We start from the raw sequence: 20,548 nt of genomic DNA, 5'->3' as shown, positions 1-20,548 counted from the left end.
TTCTGTTTTGGTTTGGATAGTATTTTTCTTGGAAGAACGGACTCAAGTTGGCGTTAGCTCATCGCAGATGCGTTGAAATGCCGCATTGGGCTCATCGGCTTGAGTGATGGGACGACCAATTACCAGATAATTAGCCCCAGCCGCGATCGCCGCGCCGGGTGTCATCACCCGCCGTTGATCACCGGCTTGTGCCCAGTCAGGTCGCACCCCCGGACAGACTAATAACCAATCCGGGCCACAGCAGCGACGCAACAACTCGGCTTCATGGGGCGAGCAGACACTGCCCGCCAAGCCGGCCTGCTGCGATAGCAACGCCATTTGCAGGGCATAGTCAGACAGCTCTAGCGGTATTTTGAGGTCAAAGGCGAGCGATCGCAGATCAATACTGGTCAATACCGTCACGGCAATCAGGTTGGGGGCCGCCATCCCCGCTGCTGCTGCCCCTTCGGTCGCTGCTTGCTGCGCCGCCTGGAGCGCCGCCATGCCCGCAGGAGCGTGTACAGTGACGAGATCCACGCCATAGCGTCCCGCCGCGCGGCAAGCCCCCGCCATCGTATTAGGAATATCGTGGAACTTGAGATCTAGAAAGATGCGCTTGTCCCGGTCTTTCAGATCAGTCAAGATTTCTGGCCCACTGCTGACAAACAGCTCTAGTCCTACTTTCCAAAACTTGACGGCAGGAATGTCATCGATTAAACGACGAGCGGACTCGGCATCGGGCACATCAAGCGGCACAATAATGCACTCCGCAGGATCACGTTGGGCCATGACTGTTATTCTCTAAATCTTTTGCGCCAAACCACATCACACTGCCCCCGGTGACTATTTCACCAAGCGCACAAATTTTTTCTTGCCGACTTGCAGGACTTTGCCATCCAAATTATCGGGGGTCTCGAAAACCAGGTTGGGATCAGCAAGGCGATCGCCCTCCAACTTCACCGCCCCCCCTTGAATCTGGCGTCGCGCTTCGCTACTGCTGGCACAGAGCGGAGTGGTACCCAACAGGTAAAACGCCTTGGCGGGGAAATTGACCTCACTCAGGGAAAACTCCGGCACACTCTCCGCCGCGCCGCCACCCTGCACCAAATTCACCGCGTCCGTTTGGGCCTGTTGAGCTGCCGCCTCACTATGAAACTGACGGGTCACGTCGAGGGCGAGCAGCTTTTGGCGATCGCGCGGATTTTCCGGCAATTCTGCCAGGGGTAACCGGGTTAGCAGTTCAAAATACTGCTCAATCAAGTTGTCTGGGGTCTTTTCCAGCTTGGAATACATGGTGAGCGGGTCTTCTTGCAGGCCCACGTAATTGCCCAGGGACTTCGACATTTTTTGCGCCCCGTCGGTGCCCAGCAGCAACGGCAACAACATGCCAAACTGCGGCTCCAGGCCAAAATGTCGCTGGAGGTCGCGCCCCACCGCAATGTTGAACTTTTGGTCAGTGCCACCCAGCTCAATGTCCGCTTTCACCGCCACCGAGTCATACCCCTGCATTAGCGGGTAGAAAAACTCGTGCAGAAATACCGGCGTCCCGTTTTCGTAACGTTCCGCAAAGCCTTCTTTCGCCAGCATTTGGCCGACGGTCATTGTGGCAAAGAGTTCCAAAATCTGACTCAAATCCAGACCAGACAACCACTCCGAGTTGTAGCGAATTTCCAAACGTCCGGGGGTGTCAAAATCCAGAATGGAGCGCACCTGCTCCAAATAGGTTTCAGCATTAGCCTTGACTTCAGCTTCGGTCAATTGCTTGCGCACTTCTGACTTGCCCGTGGGGTCGCCAATGCGAGCGGTGAAGTCGCCGATGATCAGCACCGCTGTGTGCCCCGCGTCTTGAAACGCCCGCAGTTTACGCACGGGAATGCTATGCCCCAAGTGGATTTCCGCCCCAGTAGGATCGATGCCGAGCTTGACGCGCAAGGGACGATCGCCCTGTGCCAACCGCGCCCGTAAATTTCCGTGTGGATTATCAGTGTCCGGCTGGTCTGGAAAGACCTCCGTCACACCGCGATAAATCCATTGCAAATCGTCCGAAAGTTGGCCCATAGCTCCTCAAAAAATCCCCTATCCCCACTGCTTTAGCAATTTGGTCAGCGTCGATCGCGATCGCCCTCTCGCTGATCCTCTCGTTGTTCCCTTAAGGAACTCAAAATAAAGTGGCAGCGGCTGAATTCCTGCTTTATCCTATTGCCAGTCGGCTTTTTGCTGACCATTTTTAAGCCAGACTTCTATAATTACAAAACTCTGAACCGTTTAATACCCTTACCGTAAATCGCGTGGCCCATCGTGTCGACTAACACCTATCGAAAACAAACCGCTGCCCGCCGCTCCAACCACCTCACCAGCGGCGTCGTCAAGTTTGTGCAAGATGTCGGTCAAATCAGTGTGGCGACCCTGCTCGGCACCACGATGTTAGTCAGTTCGGTCGCGGCGGGGGGCTTGGTCGGCCTCGCTATCAGCTTCCGGAACTTGCCCGATGTGCGGGTGCTCCGCAACTATTTGCCGAGCGAAACCAGCTACGTTTATGACATTAACGGGACGCTACTTTACAGCCTGCACGACGAAGCCAACCGCGAAGTGGTTGATCTGAACGAAGTTTCTCCCCATCTCAAGCGGGCCGTGCTGGCGATCGAAGACAGTTATTTCTACTCCCACCAAGGTATTAACCCCAGTAGTGTCGGGCGGGCGATGCTGGCCAACGTCCAGGCGGGCTCGACCGTCGAGGGCGGCTCGACCATCACCATGCAGTTGGTGAAAAACCTGTTTTTGACTCCTGAACAGGCCATCAGCCGGAAGGTCGCAGAAGCCGTGCTGTCGATGCGGCTAGAGCAGATTTTTGCAAAAGACCAGATTCTCGAAATGTACTTGAATCAGGTTTACTGGGGCCACAACACCTATGGGGTCGAGACGGCAGCTCAAAGCTATTTCAACAAGTCGGCGAAAGACCTAAGTTTGGCCGAGGCCGCGATGATGGCGGGCCTGATTCAAGCACCGGAGGGGTACAGCCCCTTTGTGAACTATGAACTAGCAAAACAACGGCAGGCCACGGTGCTAGGCCGGATGCGCCAACTCGGATGGATCACGCCGGAAGAAGAGAACAATGCCAGGGCCCAGCCCCTGCTGGTGGGTGAAATTACGTCATTCCGCACCAGTGCGTCCCCGTATGTGACCGAGGCGGTGGTGCAAGAACTGAAGGAGACCTTTGGCAACGATGCGGTGGTGAAAGGCGGGATGCGGGTGCAAACCACGGTGTCGCTCGATATGCAGCGCATGGCCGAAGAGACCGTTCGCCGTAACCATGCAGCGATGCGGGCGCGCGGTATTCGCGCGGACCAAATGGCGTTGGTAGCGATCGACCCCCGCACCCACTTTGTCAAAGCCATGGTGGGCGGCGTCAACTATGATGACAGCCAATTCAACCGGGCAGTGCAGGCCCAGCGTCAGCCAGGGTCTTCGTTTAAGCCATTTGTTTACTATGCGGCCTTTGCCTCAGGGCGCTACACCCCCGATAGCATCATTCAAGATACGCCTGCCAGCTATCCCGACGGCTACGAATATTACAGTCCCCGCAACTATGACGGCAGCTTCATGGGGAGCATTCCCATCCGCAAAGCCTTAGAGCTTTCCCGCAACGTGCCCGCAGTCAAACTGGGTCAGTCGGTGGGCATCGATCGCATTATCGAAATCTGTCGCCTGCTGGGTATCGAAAGTCCGATGGAGCCAGTGATCTCGCTGCCGTTGGGGGCCGTTGATCTGACGCCGATGGAAATGGCCGGAGCCTATGCCACCTTTGCGAGCAACGGCTGGCACTCTGAGCCGACGTTCATCGTGCAGGTGACCGACAGCAACGGCAATGTGCTGCTCGATAACACCCCTAAGCCGCAGCTAATTCTGGACCCTTGGGCCACCGCCGCGCTGACCGATGTGCTGCAAGGGGTGGTCGCTCGGGGTACGGGAACGGCAGCGCAGATTGGGCGACCGGCCGCTGGGAAAACCGGCACAACCGACTCACAGCGCGATGTCTGGTTCGTCGGATATGTGCCCCAGCTCGCCACTGCCATTTGGGTTGGCAATGACGATTACTCGCCGATGGGGTCAGGGGCCACTGGTGGTGGGTATGTGGCTCCGGTGTGGCGCGACTTTATGCAGCGGGCGTTGGTGGATGTGCCAGTCGAAGGATTCCGCAGCCCCTCAGAATTTGCGAAGCCGTAATCGCCCAGAGCAAATGATGTCGCTTATTGCTTAAGGTGGGCTTTGGCCTGTTGCCACAGGGCTTCGAGTTCTTCGCCGGAGTAATCGGTGAGGGGGCGATCGCGACTATTCTCCACTTGCTCAAATCTCTGGACAAAGCGGTGATTGGTGGTTTGCAAAGCTTCCGAGGGATCGAGTCCGTGCCAGCGGGCAAGGTTCACCAGAGTAAAGAGAATGTCGCCCAACTCAGCAAGTTGGTTTTCCTGAGGTTCGTGGGCGATCGCGGTGCGAAACTCATCCAATTCTTCGTGAAATTTTTCCCACACCCCATCGACGGAATCCCATTCAAAGCCCGCCTTGGCAGCTTTTTGCGAAATCTTGGTGGCCGCCATTAGCGGCGGCAGCGTCCGACTGTATTTGTGGAGCTTGGGAGTCAACGCATGGGGATTGTGGGGTTGCCCCTTTTCCTGCGCCTTAATTTTGTCCCAATTACGATGCACTTCCTCAACGCTGGCGACTGCCACATCACCAAAAACGTGGGGATGACGGCGAATCAACTTGTCCGCAATGCCATCAGCAACGACTTGTAAATCAAAGGTGCCCTCATCCTGAGCCACCTGGGCTTGCAGCAGCACCTGCAACAGCAAGTCGCCCAGTTCTTCCGCCATGTGCTCCGTATCGCCACTGTAAATGGCTTCCACCACTTCGTAAGCTTCTTCAATGACGTAGGGCACCAGCGTTTTATGCGTCTGTTGTAAATCCCAGGGGCACCCCGTCTCAGGATGCCGTAGCGCCGCCACCACCTCGACCAACCGATCTAGCGCCTGGAGAATTGCCGTGCGAGGCTGCGAAGAAGTCGTCATGGGGGTTATGGGGAGAAAACGTCTTTTCCACTATGCCAGGAAAATAGAATGACGCCGGGAACTGGCTGCCAGCTATAAAAATTGCCAATTAGCGAAGGTCGCCGCTTGTCCCAAACGGGTGCCTGTGTCGTCAATCACGTTCCAGATGACGGCCTGTTGGATGTAAAATCGCTGCCCCTGACTCGAAATCCGAATGCCCTGATAATTGTCCACAAAGCCATGAGTTTGAAGTTGGGCCAGCATTTGCGCCCGCTCGTCGCGATGCATCGGCTCGGCACTCAGTCGCGACGGCATTTGGGTAAAGGTGTCCCAATCCAATTCCCACAGGTTCAGGGCGCAACGGTTGGCGTAGTTAAAAATCGGATCGGCTTGGGTGCCGTGGGAGACGATCGCCACCGGAGCCTCGAAGAGCGCTTGCGCCAGAGTTTGCAGCTCAGTCACCGTCACTAACGGTTGGTGTCGCCAGTGCTGATAGCTGTGGGCCAACTGCCGACTCCAGAGTTGCGCTTGGGACTGCTGATCGGGGGAACGGTGCATAAATGAGAGAGGCTGAGTTTATCGACGTCGCCGCTTACCCGTGCGCCGCTTTTGAGGAACGGCGGGGCGCTGGGCGCGTTTCTTCCAGGCAGAAACCCACCCGTCAGCAGTGTAATGGCTCATGGCTCCCAGTTCGATACCGATCGCGATCGCCCCCCACAGCCGCCAATCATCCACCAAAATTTGCCCCGTCATGCGTCCCAAATCATTCCAGGTCACTGCTGTATGGCCAGCCGTATTGGTGATTTGTAAGCCAAAGAGAATCACCAACAGGATGACCACAAACAGGTACAAGCATCGCAAAAGGGTGCCGGCCAAAAATCCGTGGGAGAGCCAAGAGCGATGACGCACACTGCGACGATAGGGCCGCCAAATCCATTCCAGCCAGCCCCACCGTTTGGTCTGCACGGAGTGAATATCCAGATCAGGGCCAAACATAAAGCCCGCAAACAGAAACCCTGCCACCACCAAGCCAGTGTAGAACCACTGCCCAGTCACAACCATGGCCGCTAGTGCCACCCAGGGGGTGAGCCACATAGTCACGCGATCGTGGGTCTTACCGGAGGGCATCGCAAACCGAACAAAAGGGTGGATAAATTGACGAGGCAGTGAGGCCGTCATGGCCCCATTGTCTGTTATATTTATAAACCGTGAAGAGGGGCGATTAGCTCAGTTGGTAGAGCGCCTGCCTTACAAGCAGGATGTCACTGGTTCGAGCCCAGTATCGCCCATTCAAAATTTTCTTGTCAGCGGCATTGACCGAGGGGTGGATTTGGCTGACAACCAAGCTCATCAGACTCACCACGGTGGAACACAACAGTTCTCGTGTGTATTGCTTCTCAGCAGTACGCTCAAACAGTTCGTCCAACGCCTCAGCGGCAAAAACCCGTTCCATCAAGGCGCGGACCATGATGCTCAGAGGGCTGGCTTCAACGAACCGCTCAAAGAGGCGATCAATCATCATCGTACGCTCTCTACAGTGGCTGCTCAGTCCTTTCTTAAGCTAACTGTTGAGCGCTGAAAACCCAGGTTGAGCCTCGACTATTTAGTACATTTGGTCACCTTAACAGGGGTACACCTGAAACCCAGCGCCCACCACCTAATTTCTGCAACTCTCCCACTCCATCACTCTCCCACTCATCCACACTTTCACTCACCGACTCTTCCACCCATCCACTCCCTTATGCCCTTCCTCACCGATCCGTTCGCCTACGATTTCATGCGCTACGTGCTTACCGCGAGCATCCTGGTGGGGATTCTCTGTCCGGTGATTGGGGCACCTACCTGGTAGTGCAGCGATTGGGGCTAGTGGGAGATGTGGTCGCTCATGCAGTCTTGCCGGGGTTAGCGATCACCAATTTCTTCCCGTTCCCTCTCATCATCGGGGCCTTTGTGTTTGGTATGGTCAGTACCTCTGGGACGGCATGGTTGCGATCGCAAACCAAGGTCAAGGTCGATACGGCGATGGCCATTACTTTCTCTAGCTTCTTTTCCCTGGGCATCGTGCTGATTACGACCCTACGCACTCAACTCGATTTAGAGGCGCTCTTATTTGGCGATATCTTGCACATCACTCAGGCGGATGTTTGGCAAATTGTCCTGATCACCCTGAGCGTTTTAATCGTCATCAAGCTGTTCTACAAAGAACTGCTCTATTTCACCTTTGACCCATCGGGGGCAGAAGCCGTCGGTCTACCGCTCAATACCTAAATTTTGGCCTGATGGCGGCGATTACGCTGACAATTGTGGCGGGCATTCAAACCGTCGGCGTGATTTTGGTGGTGGCCTTAATGGTCACGCCCTCGGCCACTACCTATTTGCTGGTGAAAGAACTGCCCTGGATGATGCTCATCAGGGCGATGGAGGTGAGGGCGATCGCAGTGGCCCCTTGCTGCTGCAACTCAGCAATCAGCGCCTGCCCCATCGTGCCAGACGCCCCCGTTACCGCCCCACTTTTTTTGCGAGGTTTAACGACTTACCCATTAGTCTTTTGTCACGGTGAAACGTCGAGCCGGATTGCGAGCGATCGCAACGGCCAGAGTGCCTTCAATGGTAGCGGCGATCGGACCGTTCCTGAGATGTGAATAGACGACGACGGCGCTGCTGTTTTACAACTGTAAACAGAGTTCATGGGTTTTAGCGCAAAGGCCACCAGGCCACCTTACTGCGGGTAGCGCCATAAACCTCTTTCAACCCTTCAGGATCGACCACCTTGACGATATCGTCGCTGGTATCGGATGCCTGCCCCGACTTTAGGAGCCCTGCTTTAATCATGCCTTTCAGCACTTGCTCTACTGTGCGGTGGTTGAGTTGGCTTGCACAAGCAATCAGATCGGTAGGAAGATCAAAAACAAAAGTCCCCTCTGCTTGGGGTTGATTGGTCAGCGATCGCTCCTGATAAACCAATGCCCGTAATAACGCTGCAACGGCCTGAGGTGGATAGGTACTGCAATTCAGCAAGTGATACTGAAATTTTTCCCGCAGTTCAAATAGCAGTTCATACCGGCTGCGAAATACTTCGTTCTCTTTGTACAGAGCTTCCACCACCCTGAGCGGAATTTTAATGACATCGGTGGTTTTATAAGCTTCTACCAAACTGGGAAAGGCTCGACAGGCCTCACCGTAAGCTAAAGGCAAATTACGCATCCCAAAACAGGAGCCCGGATAAGTCAGCGAAATAACCCGATCTAATGGTGTGCTACGGGTCACCACAGGGCCACCCCCCACAATGGCATAGAGATCGCTTAAAGATGAATTCGGTTTGAAGGCGGTGTAAATTGGCCGACTAGCATACAGCTTTTCTTGAATCAGGGCATCGCCTTTCAGATAAAGTTTCAGACTGCCCTCATCTAAATCTTTGAACAGAAAGTTTTCCTGAATTAGCAGTTGTAGAGGGGAGGAAGCAGTGCTGGATGGGGTTCGGTTTGCCATGCTGGTGTTTCTGAATCAACGCTTGGCTCGCCGCAGAACCTGATAAAGTCACCCCAACTTCAGAGCCTGAAACGCTGCAATCACAAGCAGCTGATGCTCTGAGTTAGGTACTCACAGTGCGTGGGTACTAAGGATGCAAAGCAAGTAGGCACTGCATACAAAGTCTCGCCTCAAGTTGAATCAGACTATAAAACACTTACATTGTATTTCTGATTCGATTGAATTTCAAAAGATCTGGTGGAACCGACCCCATGACGGCCCTGCTCGATCGCGCTGGCATTAGGCCCAGTCATCCCAATTTGGCAAAATCGCACGACAGATTGCGGCTCCCCCGAGGTCGCTGTCCTGTCAAGGGAATTGGGGAAGCCGCCCCACAGGTGTAGCCGTGATTCAGGAAAATGGTATGAACGTTAGGCTCTCTAACCTGAGTCTGACAGTGCCAGCTTTCCAGAAGATTCATTGATCACTTCTGTTCCGCCCCACCGAGGTCGAAGTAGCCTGCGGTGGCGGCCTCCTTTATGCAACTGCTGTTTTCACCTCTGCTACAGGCTCAAAGGTGCGAACTGATTTGGGGCGAACGTAGATCACTGCCTGGGGCTGAAGCTGGAAATCACGCAGTTGCTCATGGCTGATATGGGCTGTTAACGCTTGTCCGTCGTCCAGGGTTAACTCTAGGCGAATCGTCCACCCCAGATGGATCAGGCGTTGCACCGTTGCGCTCAAACTACCCGGAACAGGGGTTGAGAAAATTTCAATATCGTGGGGTCGCAAGAACACCTCGCCATTGCCGGGAAGCGGGTGATGCAACGCCTGCCAGGTCGCGTCAGGCGACAGCACGTTAACAGCCCCGATAAAGCTCATCACAAAGGGCGTGGCCGGGTTTTCGTACACCTCGGCGGGCGACCCGATTTGCTCCACGCGGCCCTGATTCATCACTACAATTTCATCGGCAATTTCCATGGCTTCTTCCTGGTCATGGGTGACAAATACCGTGGTGACATGCACTTCATCGTGGAGTCGCCGCAACCAGTCCCGCAGGTCTTTGCGAACTTTGGCATCCAGGGCTCCAAAGGGTTCATCCAGCAGCAGCACCTGGGGCTCAATGGCTAAGGCACGGGCCAGAGCGACCCGCTGGCGCTGACCGCCAGACAGTTGGGCCGGATAGCGATCGCTCAATCCCTCTAGCTGCACCAGATTTAACAGCATCTCGACGCGGTGCTGGATACGGGCCTGGGGCCAGCCCTGAATTTCCAGGGCAAAGGCCACATTTTTGCGCACGGTCATGTGCTTGAACAGCGCATAGTGCTGAAACACAAAGCCGACGTTGCGCTCCTGCACTTTGCGATCGGTGGCGTCCTGGGCTGACAGATAAATATTGCCTGTATCGGGGGTTTCTAGCCCCGCAATGATCCGCAGCAGGGTGGACTTACCCGAACCAGATGGCCCCAGCAGGGCTACCAAGGATCCGGTCTTCACCTCCAGGGAAACGGGCTCCAGAGCCTGAAAGGACCCGAACCGCTTTGCCACATTTTCAATTTTGATACCCATGGTGATTCCTAAAACTTAAGTATTTCAAGGGTTTGCTGACATTCCGGAAACTAGGACCAAGGCGACTAGTGAACCCTGGCTTATACCAATTAAGCACAAATCACTTCCATGTCAAGTCAAATTAAATTCAAAATGAATCTCAAAACATTTGCGATTCAAATTCGATTTTTTCGTGCTACAGTCTTTTCCAAGAACGAAGCGCTTCGATCATTGGTTCTCGTCTTTGGAGTTTTTTTATGGCATTACCTAATCCTGCGCCGCGCGATGGTCAAAGACTGGCCCAAGAGGGCCATCGCGCGGCGAGTCAATCGTCTCGTGGAGTCATCGGAACCTGGTTGAATCGACCGCTGTGGGGCCAGGCCGTATCGCGTAGGACGGCGCTACTTACCCTGGTGGGCATTGGTGTGGCTGGCGCGATCGCCGCTTGCGGCAGCGCTGTCACCCAGTCTGATACAGAGGCCGGAGTAGCTTCTGGCACAGCCACCGCCGCTGGTGAAACGGTGGAGCTCACTCTGGTGTCCTATGCCGTCACCCAGGCGGCTTACGAAGAAATCATTCCTCAGTTTGTGGAGCAGTGGCAGGCCGAAACCGGGCAGACCGTGGTGATTAATCAGAGCTATGGCGGTTCTGGCTCACAAACCCGTGCTGTTTTAGACGGACTAGAAGCTGATGTAGTGGCTCTGGCTTTAGCCCTGGATACCCAGAAACTGGAAGAAGGAGGCTTGATTGAACCGGGTTGGGAGGAAGAAGCCCCTAATGACGCGATCGTGCATAAGTCAGTCGCCGTTTTAGTGATGCGCGACGGCAATCCTAAAAATATTCAAGGCTGGGAAGACCTGGCCCGGCCTGATGTCTCCGTCGTGACGGCGAATCCGAAGACCTCCGGCGGTGCCCGCTGGAACTTCATGGCCCTGTGGGGGCAACTGACCCAAACCGGAGTGGATGAAGCGATCGCGCTGGATTACGTCACCAAGGTGTATCAAAGTGTCCCTGTGCTACCCAGAAATGCTCGGGAGGCCACAGACGTTTTCTACCAGCGGGGTCAGGGAGACGTGCTGATTAACTACGAAAACGAAGTCCTGCTGGCCGCCCTGAATGGGGAAGTGCAGCCCTACATCATCCCGGATGTAAACATCTCCATCGATAATCCCATTGCCGTGGTCGATGCCAATGTGGATAAGCACGGCACCCGCGAAGTTGCTGAAGCCTTTGTGGAATTTCTATTTACTCCCGAGGCCCAGCGGGCCTTTGCCAGAGTCGGGTTTCGTCCAGTTGATCCGGGGGTCTCCGAGGAATTTGCTGACCAGTATCCCGACATTGAAACACTCTTTACGGTGGACGATTTAGGCGGTTGGGATGCCGTGCAATCCAAGTTCTTTGCCGATGGCGCTGAGTTTGACAAGATTCAAGCCAAAATCGGCCAGTAATTTCGATGGGGAACTGAACGGGGCTTGCCACGCCGACGTTCACGTTCCTCGTCTTTTCTGCAACTGTTGACGATCGCCCTTTCAAACCTTGCCATGACTTATCTTGATTCTGCCTCGCTTCAACCCTTCTGGCAGCGCCTCCGGCATCTCTCCTGGCCCTGGCGCATTACCTGGATTTATCTGATCTTTTTTCTGCTGTTGCCGATTGTCGCCCTGGTCGTCCGGGCGAGCACGCTCGATGCCAGCGAAATCTGGCGCATTGCCACTGACCCCGTCGCCCTATCCACCTATAACGTGACGTTTCTCACCGCCCTGGCCGCCGCCAGTCTCAATGGCTTGGTCGGGCTGATGGTGGCCTGGGTGCTGGTGCGGTACGAGTTTCCGGGGAAGCGATATCTCGATGCCATCATTGACCTGCCCTTTGCCATGCCGACTGCCGTGGCGGGCTTGACCCTGGCCACGATTTACAGCTCCAATGGCTGGATCGGTTCTCTGCTCGACCCGTTGGGCATCAAAGTGTCATTCACTCGTCTGGGGGTGCTGGTGGCCATGGTCTATATTTCACTGCCGTTTGTGGTGCGCACGGTGCAGCCCGTGCTGCAGGAAATGGAAGCGGAGATCGAAGAAGCGGCCTGGTCCCTGGGAGCCTCGGATTGGCAGACCTTTCGGCGAGTCATTTTGCCGCCCCTCTTGCCGGCTCTGCTGACTGGCGTGGCGATGGGCTTTTCCCGTGCCGTCGGGGAATATGGCTCGGTGGTGATTATTGCAGGCAATATCCCCTTTCAAGACCTGATTGCTCCGGTGCTTATCTTTCAGCGGCTAGAGCAGTTTGACTATGCCGGAGCCACCGTCATCGGTACGGTGCTGCTGCTGATTTCGCTGTTGAGTTTATTGCTCATTAATGTCCTGCAATCCCTTGGAAAACGTTATGGCTAATCCTGTTGTAAATCCCAACCTAACTCGGTCTAATGCATCCCCGACCAAGAGGATTTCACCATCTGCTGACTGGCGCAAATGGGGGCTGATCGGCTTTGTGACGCTCTACCTGGCGCTAATTATTTTGCTCCCGGCTCTGAATGTCTTTGTCCAGGCATTTAATGGCGGCATCGCTGGTTTTCTGGCAACGTTTACCAGCCGTCCCTTTCTTAACGCGGTAGGGTTGACGGTAATTGTGGCCTTGATTTCGGTGCCGCTAAATACGATTTTTGGCCTCTCGGCAGCGGTGGCGATCGCCCACAAGACCTTCCCCGGTCGCACCCTGCTGATCAGCATTATCGATCTGCCCTTCTCCATTTCTCCCGTGGTAGCAGGGTTAATGCTCGTGCTGCTCTACGGCAGTCGGGGCTGGTTTGGCCCGGCGTTAGAAGCTGGTGGAATCAAGGTGATTTTTGCCCTGCCCGGTATGGTGATGGCGACCATTTTTGTCACCATGCCCTTCATCGCCCGCGAAGTGCTCCCCGCGTTAGAAGAAAACGGTACCGATCAAGAAGAAGCGGCCCATACCCTGGGCGCTTCTTCCTGGCAAACGTTCTGGCGAGTGACCCTGCCCTCGATTAAATGGAGTTTGTTGTACGGCTTAATTCTCTGCAATGCCCGTGCCATGGGGGAGTTTGGCGCGGTTGCCGTGGTCTCCGGCAACATCTCCGGTAAAACTCAGACCTTACCCCTTTATGTTGAAGACGCTTATATCCAGTACAACACCCAATCGGCCTATGCTGCCGCTGTGCTGCTGGCCTGTCTAGCGATCGTCACCCTGGTGCTCAAGCACTTTTTAGAACGCAATCCCGGCGTCCATCGTCGAGGTGATTAATCGCAGAGGTAATGAAGAGAGGCTCCTTATCGTTCACATCTACGTGGTGATGGGCCTGGGCGATCGCCCCTCGAAAATCGGCGTCATTGTGCCGGAAGCCGCCCTGGAAAATCTCCCTAAAGCGACGATGGAGGTAAATCTGCCATTGCCGCCAAGGGCGATCGCCAAGCCCCCCTTAACCGAAATTAGGCTTAACTGGAATCCTCAAGGCCACTTGCCGGAAGGGGTTTACACCGTCCCGCACCTGGATTTCCATTTCTTCACCCTGCCCCACGCTGAGCGTCAGCAGATTACGACAACAGGGCCGAGCGATCACTGCGGCACTATCGCTGTAGCGGCAGTCCCTGGCTATGGACAAATTGCCCTTTATGGGATCTCTGATGGCACGTTCGAATTCAACGTCGATCACTGCGATCACCGCAGCAGTGCAAGCGGTTCTCCAGAGGCAGGGGAACATTTTTGCCTACTGCCCCCCCAATCGGCTCGCTTACCAAGCCGATTGGGGGGGGAAGGGGTATTGGCAGCGTCTCGATAAAAGGCGTTAGGCTATAGCCCGATCGCGAAGCCTCCCCGATCGGGCTATAGCCTCACCGAAGGTGAATCGCCCAACAACAAATATTAAGCCTAAGCGCCTCTTCCTCTAAAAGGCTCGATGATTTGTAGGTGTGAGGTTCAGCACTGTGCTTCGCATTTCAGGCTTGCAGGCAAAGCCACGAACAACTGATCAGGTTACGCTTCCCACACTTCAAGGGGCTTAGCGATGACATCCACCCACGGTCCTATTTGGACGCTGCCCATCGAAGGGGTGTACCCAACCTTGGGCACAACGCCTCAGGGACTCAAGGCATTTGAAGCTCAAGCACGCCTTCAGCAATTTGGGGCGAACGAGTTGCCCGAACCACCCCGGCGACCCCTGTGGTTGCGCTTTACCGATCAGCTCACCCACTTCATGGCCTTGCTGCTGTGGGTGGCGGGCATTTTGGCCTTCATCTCCCACACGGCGGCCCTGGGCTGGGCGATCTGGGCAGTGATCTGGATCAATGCTGTATTCAGCTTTTGGCAAGAGTTTCGGGCAGAGCAGGCTCTGGCGGCGTTGAAGAATGTGCTGCCGAGCCAGGTGCAGGTTTTCCGCGATGGCACCTTGACGCAGATTCCCGCCAGGGAGTTAGTGCGAGGCGATGTGATGCAGTTGGAGGAAGGCGATCGCGTTTCCGCCGATGCCCGTCTGGTCAAGGCGGAAAGTCTGTATCTGGACGGGTCGGTGCTCACGGGAGAATCCCTGCCCGTCGCCCGCAACCCCCACCCGGTTCGCCAGCGAGAGGCCCTGCCGGTGCGGGGCGGTAAGCCGTTGGCGCGCCCCGGTGAAACCCCCCACCATGAGCAAGCCAATCCTGCTGAAATCAGCAATCTGGTGCTGGCCGGAGCGACGGTGTCTTCCGGGCGGGGCACTGCCGTGGTTTATGCGACGGGCACCCAGACCGAATTTGGTCAGGTGGCTCACTTGACCACCGAGGTGAAGCGAGAGCCCAGCACCCTCGAAGTCCAGGTCAGCCATATTGTGCGGGTGATTACGGCGATCGCCCTGAGTATGGGAGTCCTGATTTTTACCCTGACTTCTTGGCTCGTGGGCATGGAGGTGAAAGAGAGCTTCATTTTTGCGATCGGCATTATCGTGGCGCTGGTCCCCGAGGGACTGTTGCCCACCGTGACGCTCTCGCTGGCGATCGGCGTCAAGCGCATGGTGCGGCACAACGCCCTGGTGCGGCGACTTTCAGCGGTGGAAACCTTGAGCGCGGTGAACGTGATCTGCACTGACAAAACTGGCACCCTGACCAAAAACGAAATGACGGTGCGCTATCTCTGGCTGCCGCCCCGATCGCAGGACGACCTCCCCCCGTCAGAGCACGGTCTTCCCGCCGGTCACATTGCCGTCACCGGAGCCGGGTATGACCCGACGATAGGCCAGGTGCATTTATCCGAAGATGCGCCCCTGGCTTGGAAAGCCCAGCTGTTGCTGATGGGAGCAGCCCTGTGCTCCAACGCTCGCCTGATGCATCTGACGGCCCCCAGTCGCTGGCAAGAGATGGGCGACCCCACCGAAGCGGCGCTAATCGTCGCGGCGGCCAAAAGCGGCCTCAACGTGGAGGAATTGCAGCAGCGCTATCCCCGGCGGCGGGAAATCCCCTTTGACTCGCGCCGCCGCATGATGACCGTGGTGTTGGACGGGCGCGATGACCTCTGGCCCCAGACCTTTTCCCAACCGACAGAACAGGTAGCGTTCACCAAGGGTGCGCCGTTGGAAGTTGTGCGCCATTGTCAACATATTGTGCGCGATGGGGCGCTCGCCGAATTGCAGCATCAAGATTGGCAAACGGTCGTCACCGCTAACGACGCCCTGGCCCGTCAAGGCTTTCGGGTGCTGGGGGTGGCGGTGCGGCCCGGTGGCGCTGAGCTGAAGGATATGAAAGCGCAGGATTTGGAGCAGGAATTGACGTTTCTCGGGCTGGTGGCGATGTTTGATCCGCCCCGTCCCGAAGTGCCGGAGGCGATCGCTCAGTGTCATCAAGCGGGCATTCGCGTGACCATGGTAACTGGCGACTATGGCCTGACCGCTGAGGCGATCGCCCAGCAAATTGGCCTGCTCGACGACAGCTTTAATCCCCATGAGCAGGTGCGGGTAGTGACGGGCGAAAGTATGGGTCACCTCTCGGGGGCCCAGCTCCAGCAAATGCTGAAATACCGCTCGAAGCTAGTGTTTGCCCGCATGTCGCCGGAACACAAACTCCGGCTGGTAGAGGCTTACAAAGCAACCGGCGCGATCGTCGCAGTCACCGGCGATGGAGTGAACGATGCCCCGGCGCTGCGGTCCTCCCACATTGGAGTCGCGATGGGCTTGAACGGGACTGACGTGGCTCGCGAGGCCGCCGACATTGTGCTGACTGACGACAACTTTGCCACCATTGTGGGCGCGATCGAGCAAGGTCGCACCGTTTACCAAAACATCCGCAAGTTCATCACCTATATCCTCGCGTCCAATGTGGCGGAGCTGGTGCCCTTCCTGCTCATGGTGGCGCTGAAGATTCCACCCGCACTGGTAATTATGCAAATTCTGGCGATCGACCTGGGCACCGACATGGTGCCCGCCCTCGCCTTGGGAGCCGAAGCCGCAGAACCGGGCCTCATGCAACAGCCACCGCGATCGCCCACCCATCCCCTGATGGATCGAGCGCTGTTATTGCGAGCCTACTGCTGGTTGGGGCTGTGGGAAGCGGTGTTGGGCATGGCCGCCTTTTTCTGGGTCTGGCGCACCCACGGTTATGGCTTGGGCGAGATTCAAGCGGTGACGCCCGCTCTGTTGAGCCACGCGGCTACTGCCCCGGTGCTGCTGATCTATGCCCAGGCGACCACCTTGACCTTGGCGGCGATCGTCGCCTGTCAGGATGGCAACGTGTTTGCCTGTCGCTCGGAGAAAGCTTCGATCTGGCGGTTGGGCTGGTTTTCTAATCCCCTCATCTGGTTGGGCATGTTGTTTGAATGGACGCTGATCATCGCCATTATTCAGATTTCGCCCCTCCGAGCCATCTTCTCTACGGCCCCTTTAAATCCAGCGCAGTGGGTCATGCTGTTGCTATGTCCGCTCATGGTCTTAGGAGCTGAGGAGGTGCGGAAGGCGATCGCTCGAAGGTTTTCCCCTTCTGGGCACCAAAACCCTATCCCCAAACATCTCCAGACTTTGCCCTAAAACGACTCAAGATCAGTAGGAAACGATAAAAATCACCTTCAGCCAAATCAATCTGCTCCATACGGTGATCTTCTGGATTCTCAGCTTTTGCGTACTCTATTCCTTATTCAGCCGTATCTCTGGCCAAATTACGGTATGGACTTGGGTCGCCGTCAGCTTGATTCTCGTTGAGAGCGTTGCCCTGGCAGTTTCAGGTTAGCCTTGTCCGCTAACCCGCTTAGTTGAACATTGGGGGGCTGAGCAAGGCTCGGTGGCTGATATTTTTCTGCCCCAGTGAGCTGCCGATCGCCCCTTCAGTCTCATGTCATTGCTATGTGGAAACTGGCTGGGCGAAAGTGGCGATCGCTGGTGACTACATCCACCAAATCTTGCCGCTGCATCACGATGCAGGAAATACCGTCGGTCAGCCCCCAGTCTTTATCGGGGCGAAATTGATAGAGGTCGAGGGCTTGCGCAAGAAGGGCAGTATCGACGCGGATGACTCGGATGTTGTCAGTGCGATCGCCCATGTCTCTGACAACTACGGCACATTGCTCCCGCGCCATAGCACCAGGGAGGGAAGGGAACAGGCTTCACTTGCTGTGGTATCGCGACGCAGCAAAAGCGCCGGGGGCAATCAGGTAGCCAAGCGATCGCGGTTTTATGATTTATCGCGATCGCGCTCAAACTTGGATGGATTAGACGGATGGAGCTGGTCATCTTGCCAGGTCGCAGGGTTGCTGTGGATATATTGCCGAATCCGTTGGCAGGAAGCTTCACTGCGGATGATGTGTTCGTAATAATTGCGCTGCCAAACCGGGGTGCCTGTTGAATTGCGGGCGGTATTGATGCGTTTGGTCGTGGCCGATTTGAACCCCGCAACAAAGGATGACAGCGATCGGGGTTTACGGTATGCCACCCCCACCCGTCGGGGTGCAGGTTCGGGTAGGGGCGCACGGCCGTGCGCCCCTACAGGGGTGATCAATACAATGCCATGCAGGTGGTTGGGCATAATGACCCATTGATCAAATTCAATTTCCTGCCGGATGCTGCTGGAATTCAACCATTCTTCAAACACGATCTGACCGCATTCATTCAATTGCATTACCCCGTCGATGATTTGCCCAAATAGGCATTGACGCTGAAAGGTGCAGAGGGTGATGAAATAGGCCCCGGCGGATGAATAGTTGTATCCCTGGAGGCGAATCGATCGACGGTGATGGTGGTCGGGGTCGTATGGCATGGGCATAGGCGACTAGGAATAGGATCAGAATTCCCCAACCGGTCTGCTGCGAATCGTTGGGCCAGGGGGATGCATCCAGGGTCGGGCGGGTAGGGGCGCATCAGGGTTGGGTAGGGGCGCACGGCCGGGCCGTGCGCCCCTACGAAGATGTGGAGGGTGATGGTGGTCAGGGTCGTATGGCATGGGCATGGCGACAGCAGAACAAGGTCAGGATGCCCAGGCCGATTAAGGGGAACGCGCCCCCTCAGTCGTATGTCCTTGAGATGTGGAAGTCGGTTTGGTGGCGATCACGAGTTCATTTGTTTGCGTCCGATGTAAATTGAGCACCAAGCCCTGGCATAACTCCCTCACGGTGATCACTGGGATGGCAACTTCCACAGGCGAGGTTTGCCTGAATCTGGCCTGTGTTCCTAATGCGCCTTTGGTGAAGTCGCAGATGGTGCAGGTATCAAAGGAGATAGCGCATCAAAGGAGTTTCAGCTCACAGCGGCTAGAGTCCTTCTTGGCAGGATTCCAACCTTATAGGCCGCTAACTAAACCATGATGGACTGGACATAGCGCTGAAACAACGGAATTTGGAATTGGCAACCCTGATCGCCCAATTCCAAAATTTCCTGCTGCACCAGCTTTTGCAAACTCGCTTTACTGGCCTCAGAAATCGCCCCCCTGCTAGCCAGCTGATGAAGAATTGCTTGATGTTCTTGAGGCAGGGTTTGGAAGCGCTCTCGAAGTACCTCGCCCCCCCGCTCCAATACTTTCGGAACGATGGTGTTAACGTCGGCGGCAGTTGCTTTGTGGCGGTCGGGGAGACGATTGAGATATTCGACCAAGACGAGACAAGTCAACTGGACAAAGTAGGGCTGACAGCGAGTGAGCGCAAGAATGGCGTCTACCGCTTCGGGTTCATAAACGTCAGGAAAATCATCAATGGGGTGCTGGATCAGCGCTCGGGCATCTGCTGGTTCGAGATAGCTCAGTCGTAGAGATTGCGTATTGATCAGGTAATCACTCCAGTAAGGTTCTAGCTCATCTGGCGTGTGTGAACCGCTGAATAGAAGAATCCAACCCGGTTGGTTCTGAATGATGTAGCGGAGGAAGTTGAGGGGGGCGCGGCTGCCCGTAGTGTTTACGATTTCGCTCAGGCGTTCAAATTCGTCGAGGCAGAGCAAAAAGCGTTTGCCTCGGGCCGTTTGTTCAATCGTGGCAAACCACTGCTGCAACGCGGCAAAGGGTTCCTTTTCCAAAGCTAATTGATCGGGGGCAGGTAACGTCAGGTTGCGGGCTTGCCGGGCGGCTTGCTGCATCGCTGTGGCAAGAAACTTGGCCGTCCCCGCCAGGGTGGTGTTCATGGCCGCCCCTTGCAAATCGACGAGTAGCGGCACCAAATCAGGGCCAACCCGGCGGGGCAAATGTTTGAGCGCCGAGGTTTTGCCCGTGCGTCTGCCGCCGTAGAGCAATAGGGTGGGGGGCGCATCCGCCCGCGCCAGAGTTTCGATCTCGCGAAACAGGTCTTGTCGTCCCCGAAAGCGTTGCCCCGCTGTATCCGGAGCCAGGGCTGCTCCAGCAATATACACCGGGGGAATTTCGCCTGACCGCAGGGCTTGGGCTTGCAGGTTGGCTTGGGCCGTATTGAGCACCCCGAGCCAATTTTCGACAATGCTGCCATAGGTGGTGGCGAGCAGCGGGTCTTGTTGCACCAGACCCTGCTTGAGTTGGGAGAGCTGCCGCAGGGGTGGCCCCAACGATTCCCATTGGCGATAGGCCGAGGTGCTGGCTTGAGCTGCCCGCACCGCCTGACTCACCTCAATAAACTCTGGCAGCAATGGCCCCACCTGTCGGGGGGGGGGCGAGGGCACCCAGGCTAACTCATCGGCAATGGCGGCAATGGCGGCCACGGTATCACAACGGGCCAGCGCATCAACGGCAATTTGCGCCATGGCCTGGGCGGCCACCGCTTGTTGATTGGTAGAGGTAATGAAATAGTCAAGGGTTTGCCGCGCCGCCACCGGATTTTGGCGATGAGCCTGGGCAATGAACTCAGCCATGAAGGGCAAGGGCAAGATAATCAGTTCATCAAACTGGGGGGGCAGCCAGCGCAGTAAGCGATCTACTTTGCCCTCTGGCACGAGGAAGCCAAGGCACAACAGCCACAGCAACTCCGGCAACCAAAAATAGACCCGCAGTACTCCTAAAATCCACGCCACGCCTCCCGCCACGCCTAACGCCACGCCTCCCGCCACGCCTCCCGCCACGCCTAACGCCACGCCTCCCGCCACGCCTCCCGCC

16 protein-coding genes, 1 tRNA gene and 1 pseudogene are annotated in these 20,548 nt (G+C 56.1%); 8 read left to right on the top strand and 10 right to left on the bottom strand.

The features are described from left to right. Window positions 1–42: 42 nt before the first annotated feature. Window positions 43–768, bottom strand: a complete 726-nt coding sequence (gene pyrF / locus JUK32_RS26135) for an orotidine-5'-phosphate decarboxylase (protein ID WP_239113123.1) — start codon at window positions 766–768, stop codon at window positions 43–45. Between the two features lie 54 nt (window positions 769–822). Continuing rightward, the gene (gene tyrS, locus JUK32_RS26130; RefSeq protein ID WP_204141817.1) at window positions 823–2,037 is read right to left on the bottom strand and encodes a tyrosine--tRNA ligase; all 1,215 of its coding nucleotides are present in this window, start codon (window positions 2,035–2,037) and stop codon (window positions 823–825) included. A 240-nt stretch (window positions 2,038–2,277) separates the two neighbouring features. Between tyrS and JUK32_RS26125 the strand changes: the two genes are divergently transcribed. Next, window positions 2,278–4,203 carry a transglycosylase domain-containing protein gene (locus tag JUK32_RS26125; RefSeq protein ID WP_375541609.1) on the top strand — a complete coding sequence of 642 codons (1,926 nt, stop codon included), beginning with the start codon at window positions 2,278–2,280 and terminating at the stop codon, window positions 4,201–4,203. Between the two features lie 23 nt (window positions 4,204–4,226). Here JUK32_RS26125 and mazG read toward each other — a convergent pair whose 3' ends face one another. From mazG to JUK32_RS26110, 3 genes are all read right to left on the bottom strand, one after another. After that, the gene (gene mazG, locus JUK32_RS26120) at window positions 4,227–5,045 is read right to left on the bottom strand and encodes a nucleoside triphosphate pyrophosphohydrolase (protein WP_204141816.1); all 819 of its coding nucleotides are present in this window, start codon (window positions 5,043–5,045) and stop codon (window positions 4,227–4,229) included. Window positions 5,046–5,117: 72 nt separating this feature from the next. Continuing rightward, a complete protein-coding gene (locus JUK32_RS26115) occupies window positions 5,118–5,582 on the bottom strand; it encodes an MEKHLA domain-containing protein (protein WP_204141815.1) in 465 nt (154 codons plus the stop codon). An 18-nt stretch (window positions 5,583–5,600) separates the two neighbouring features. After that, on the bottom strand, window positions 5,601–6,152 hold the full coding sequence (locus tag JUK32_RS26110; protein WP_204141814.1) for a metal-binding protein: 552 nt from the start codon (window positions 6,150–6,152) through the stop codon (window positions 5,601–5,603). Between the two features lie 88 nt (window positions 6,153–6,240). Between JUK32_RS26110 and JUK32_RS26105 the strand changes: the two genes are divergently transcribed. Both JUK32_RS26105 and JUK32_RS28885 read left to right on the top strand, forming a co-directional pair. Next, a tRNA-Val gene (locus tag JUK32_RS26105) sits at window positions 6,241–6,313 on the top strand. Window positions 6,314–6,872: 559 nt separating this feature from the next. Further along, window positions 6,873–7,666, top strand: a pseudogene (locus tag JUK32_RS28885) (metal ABC transporter permease). Window positions 7,667–7,718: 52 nt separating this feature from the next. Here JUK32_RS28885 and JUK32_RS26095 read toward each other — a convergent pair. Both JUK32_RS26095 and JUK32_RS26090 read right to left on the bottom strand, forming a co-directional pair. Further along, complete coding sequence (locus tag JUK32_RS26095) at window positions 7,719–8,513, bottom strand: Crp/Fnr family transcriptional regulator (protein WP_204141813.1); 795 nt, start codon at window positions 8,511–8,513, stop codon at window positions 7,719–7,721. A 516-nt stretch (window positions 8,514–9,029) separates the two neighbouring features. After that, the gene (locus JUK32_RS26090) at window positions 9,030–10,061 is read right to left on the bottom strand and encodes a sulfate/molybdate ABC transporter ATP-binding protein (RefSeq protein ID WP_204141812.1); all 1,032 of its coding nucleotides are present in this window, start codon (window positions 10,059–10,061) and stop codon (window positions 9,030–9,032) included. Between the two features lie 236 nt (window positions 10,062–10,297). Between JUK32_RS26090 and JUK32_RS26085 the strand changes: the two genes are divergently transcribed. The 5 genes from JUK32_RS26085 to JUK32_RS26065 all read left to right on the top strand — a co-directional run bounded on the left by JUK32_RS26085 (window position 10,298) and on the right by JUK32_RS26065 (window position 17,040). Beyond that, the gene (locus tag JUK32_RS26085) at window positions 10,298–11,488 is read left to right on the top strand and encodes a sulfate ABC transporter substrate-binding protein (RefSeq protein WP_204141811.1); all 1,191 of its coding nucleotides are present in this window, start codon (window positions 10,298–10,300) and stop codon (window positions 11,486–11,488) included. Window positions 11,489–11,581: 93 nt separating this feature from the next. Beyond that, window positions 11,582–12,424 (top strand): sulfate ABC transporter permease subunit CysT, encoded by an 843-nt coding sequence (gene cysT / locus JUK32_RS26080; protein WP_204141810.1) that lies wholly within the window; start codon window positions 11,582–11,584, stop codon window positions 12,422–12,424. Beyond that, window positions 12,417–13,298 carry a sulfate ABC transporter permease subunit CysW gene (gene cysW / locus JUK32_RS26075; protein WP_204141809.1) on the top strand — a complete coding sequence of 294 codons (882 nt, stop codon included), beginning with the start codon at window positions 12,417–12,419 and terminating at the stop codon, window positions 13,296–13,298. The genes cysT and cysW overlap by 8 nt, the downstream gene beginning before the upstream one ends. Next, window positions 13,291–13,833, top strand: a complete 543-nt coding sequence (locus JUK32_RS26070) for a DUF5602 domain-containing protein (protein WP_204141808.1) — start codon at window positions 13,291–13,293, stop codon at window positions 13,831–13,833. The genes cysW and JUK32_RS26070 overlap by 8 nt, the downstream gene beginning before the upstream one ends. 225 nt (window positions 13,834–14,058) lie before the next feature. Then, complete coding sequence (locus JUK32_RS26065) at window positions 14,059–17,040, top strand: cation-transporting P-type ATPase (RefSeq protein WP_204141807.1); 2,982 nt, start codon at window positions 14,059–14,061, stop codon at window positions 17,038–17,040. Window positions 17,041–17,339: 299 nt separating this feature from the next. Here JUK32_RS26065 and JUK32_RS26060 read toward each other — a convergent pair whose 3' ends face one another. The 3 genes from JUK32_RS26060 to JUK32_RS26050 form a co-directional block, all read right to left on the bottom strand. Further along, window positions 17,340–17,585, bottom strand: a complete 246-nt coding sequence (locus JUK32_RS26060) for a hypothetical protein (protein ID WP_204141806.1) — start codon at window positions 17,583–17,585, stop codon at window positions 17,340–17,342. 95 nt (window positions 17,586–17,680) lie between these two features. Further along, window positions 17,681–18,262, bottom strand: a complete 582-nt coding sequence (locus tag JUK32_RS26055) for a transposase (RefSeq protein WP_204141832.1) — start codon at window positions 18,260–18,262, stop codon at window positions 17,681–17,683. 533 nt (window positions 18,263–18,795) lie between these two features. Next, on the bottom strand, window positions 18,796–20,548 hold a 1,753-nt coding region (locus tag JUK32_RS26050), incomplete at its 5' end, for an ATP-binding protein (RefSeq protein WP_204141805.1).

This window comes from Halomicronema sp. CCY15110, from assembly GCF_016888165.1.
GTDB lineage: Bacteria > Cyanobacteriota > Cyanobacteriia > Phormidesmidales > Phormidesmidaceae > Halomicronema.
The sequence above is the reverse complement of the archived record's forward strand: the minus strand, read 5'-3'. Positions and strand labels throughout refer to the sequence as shown.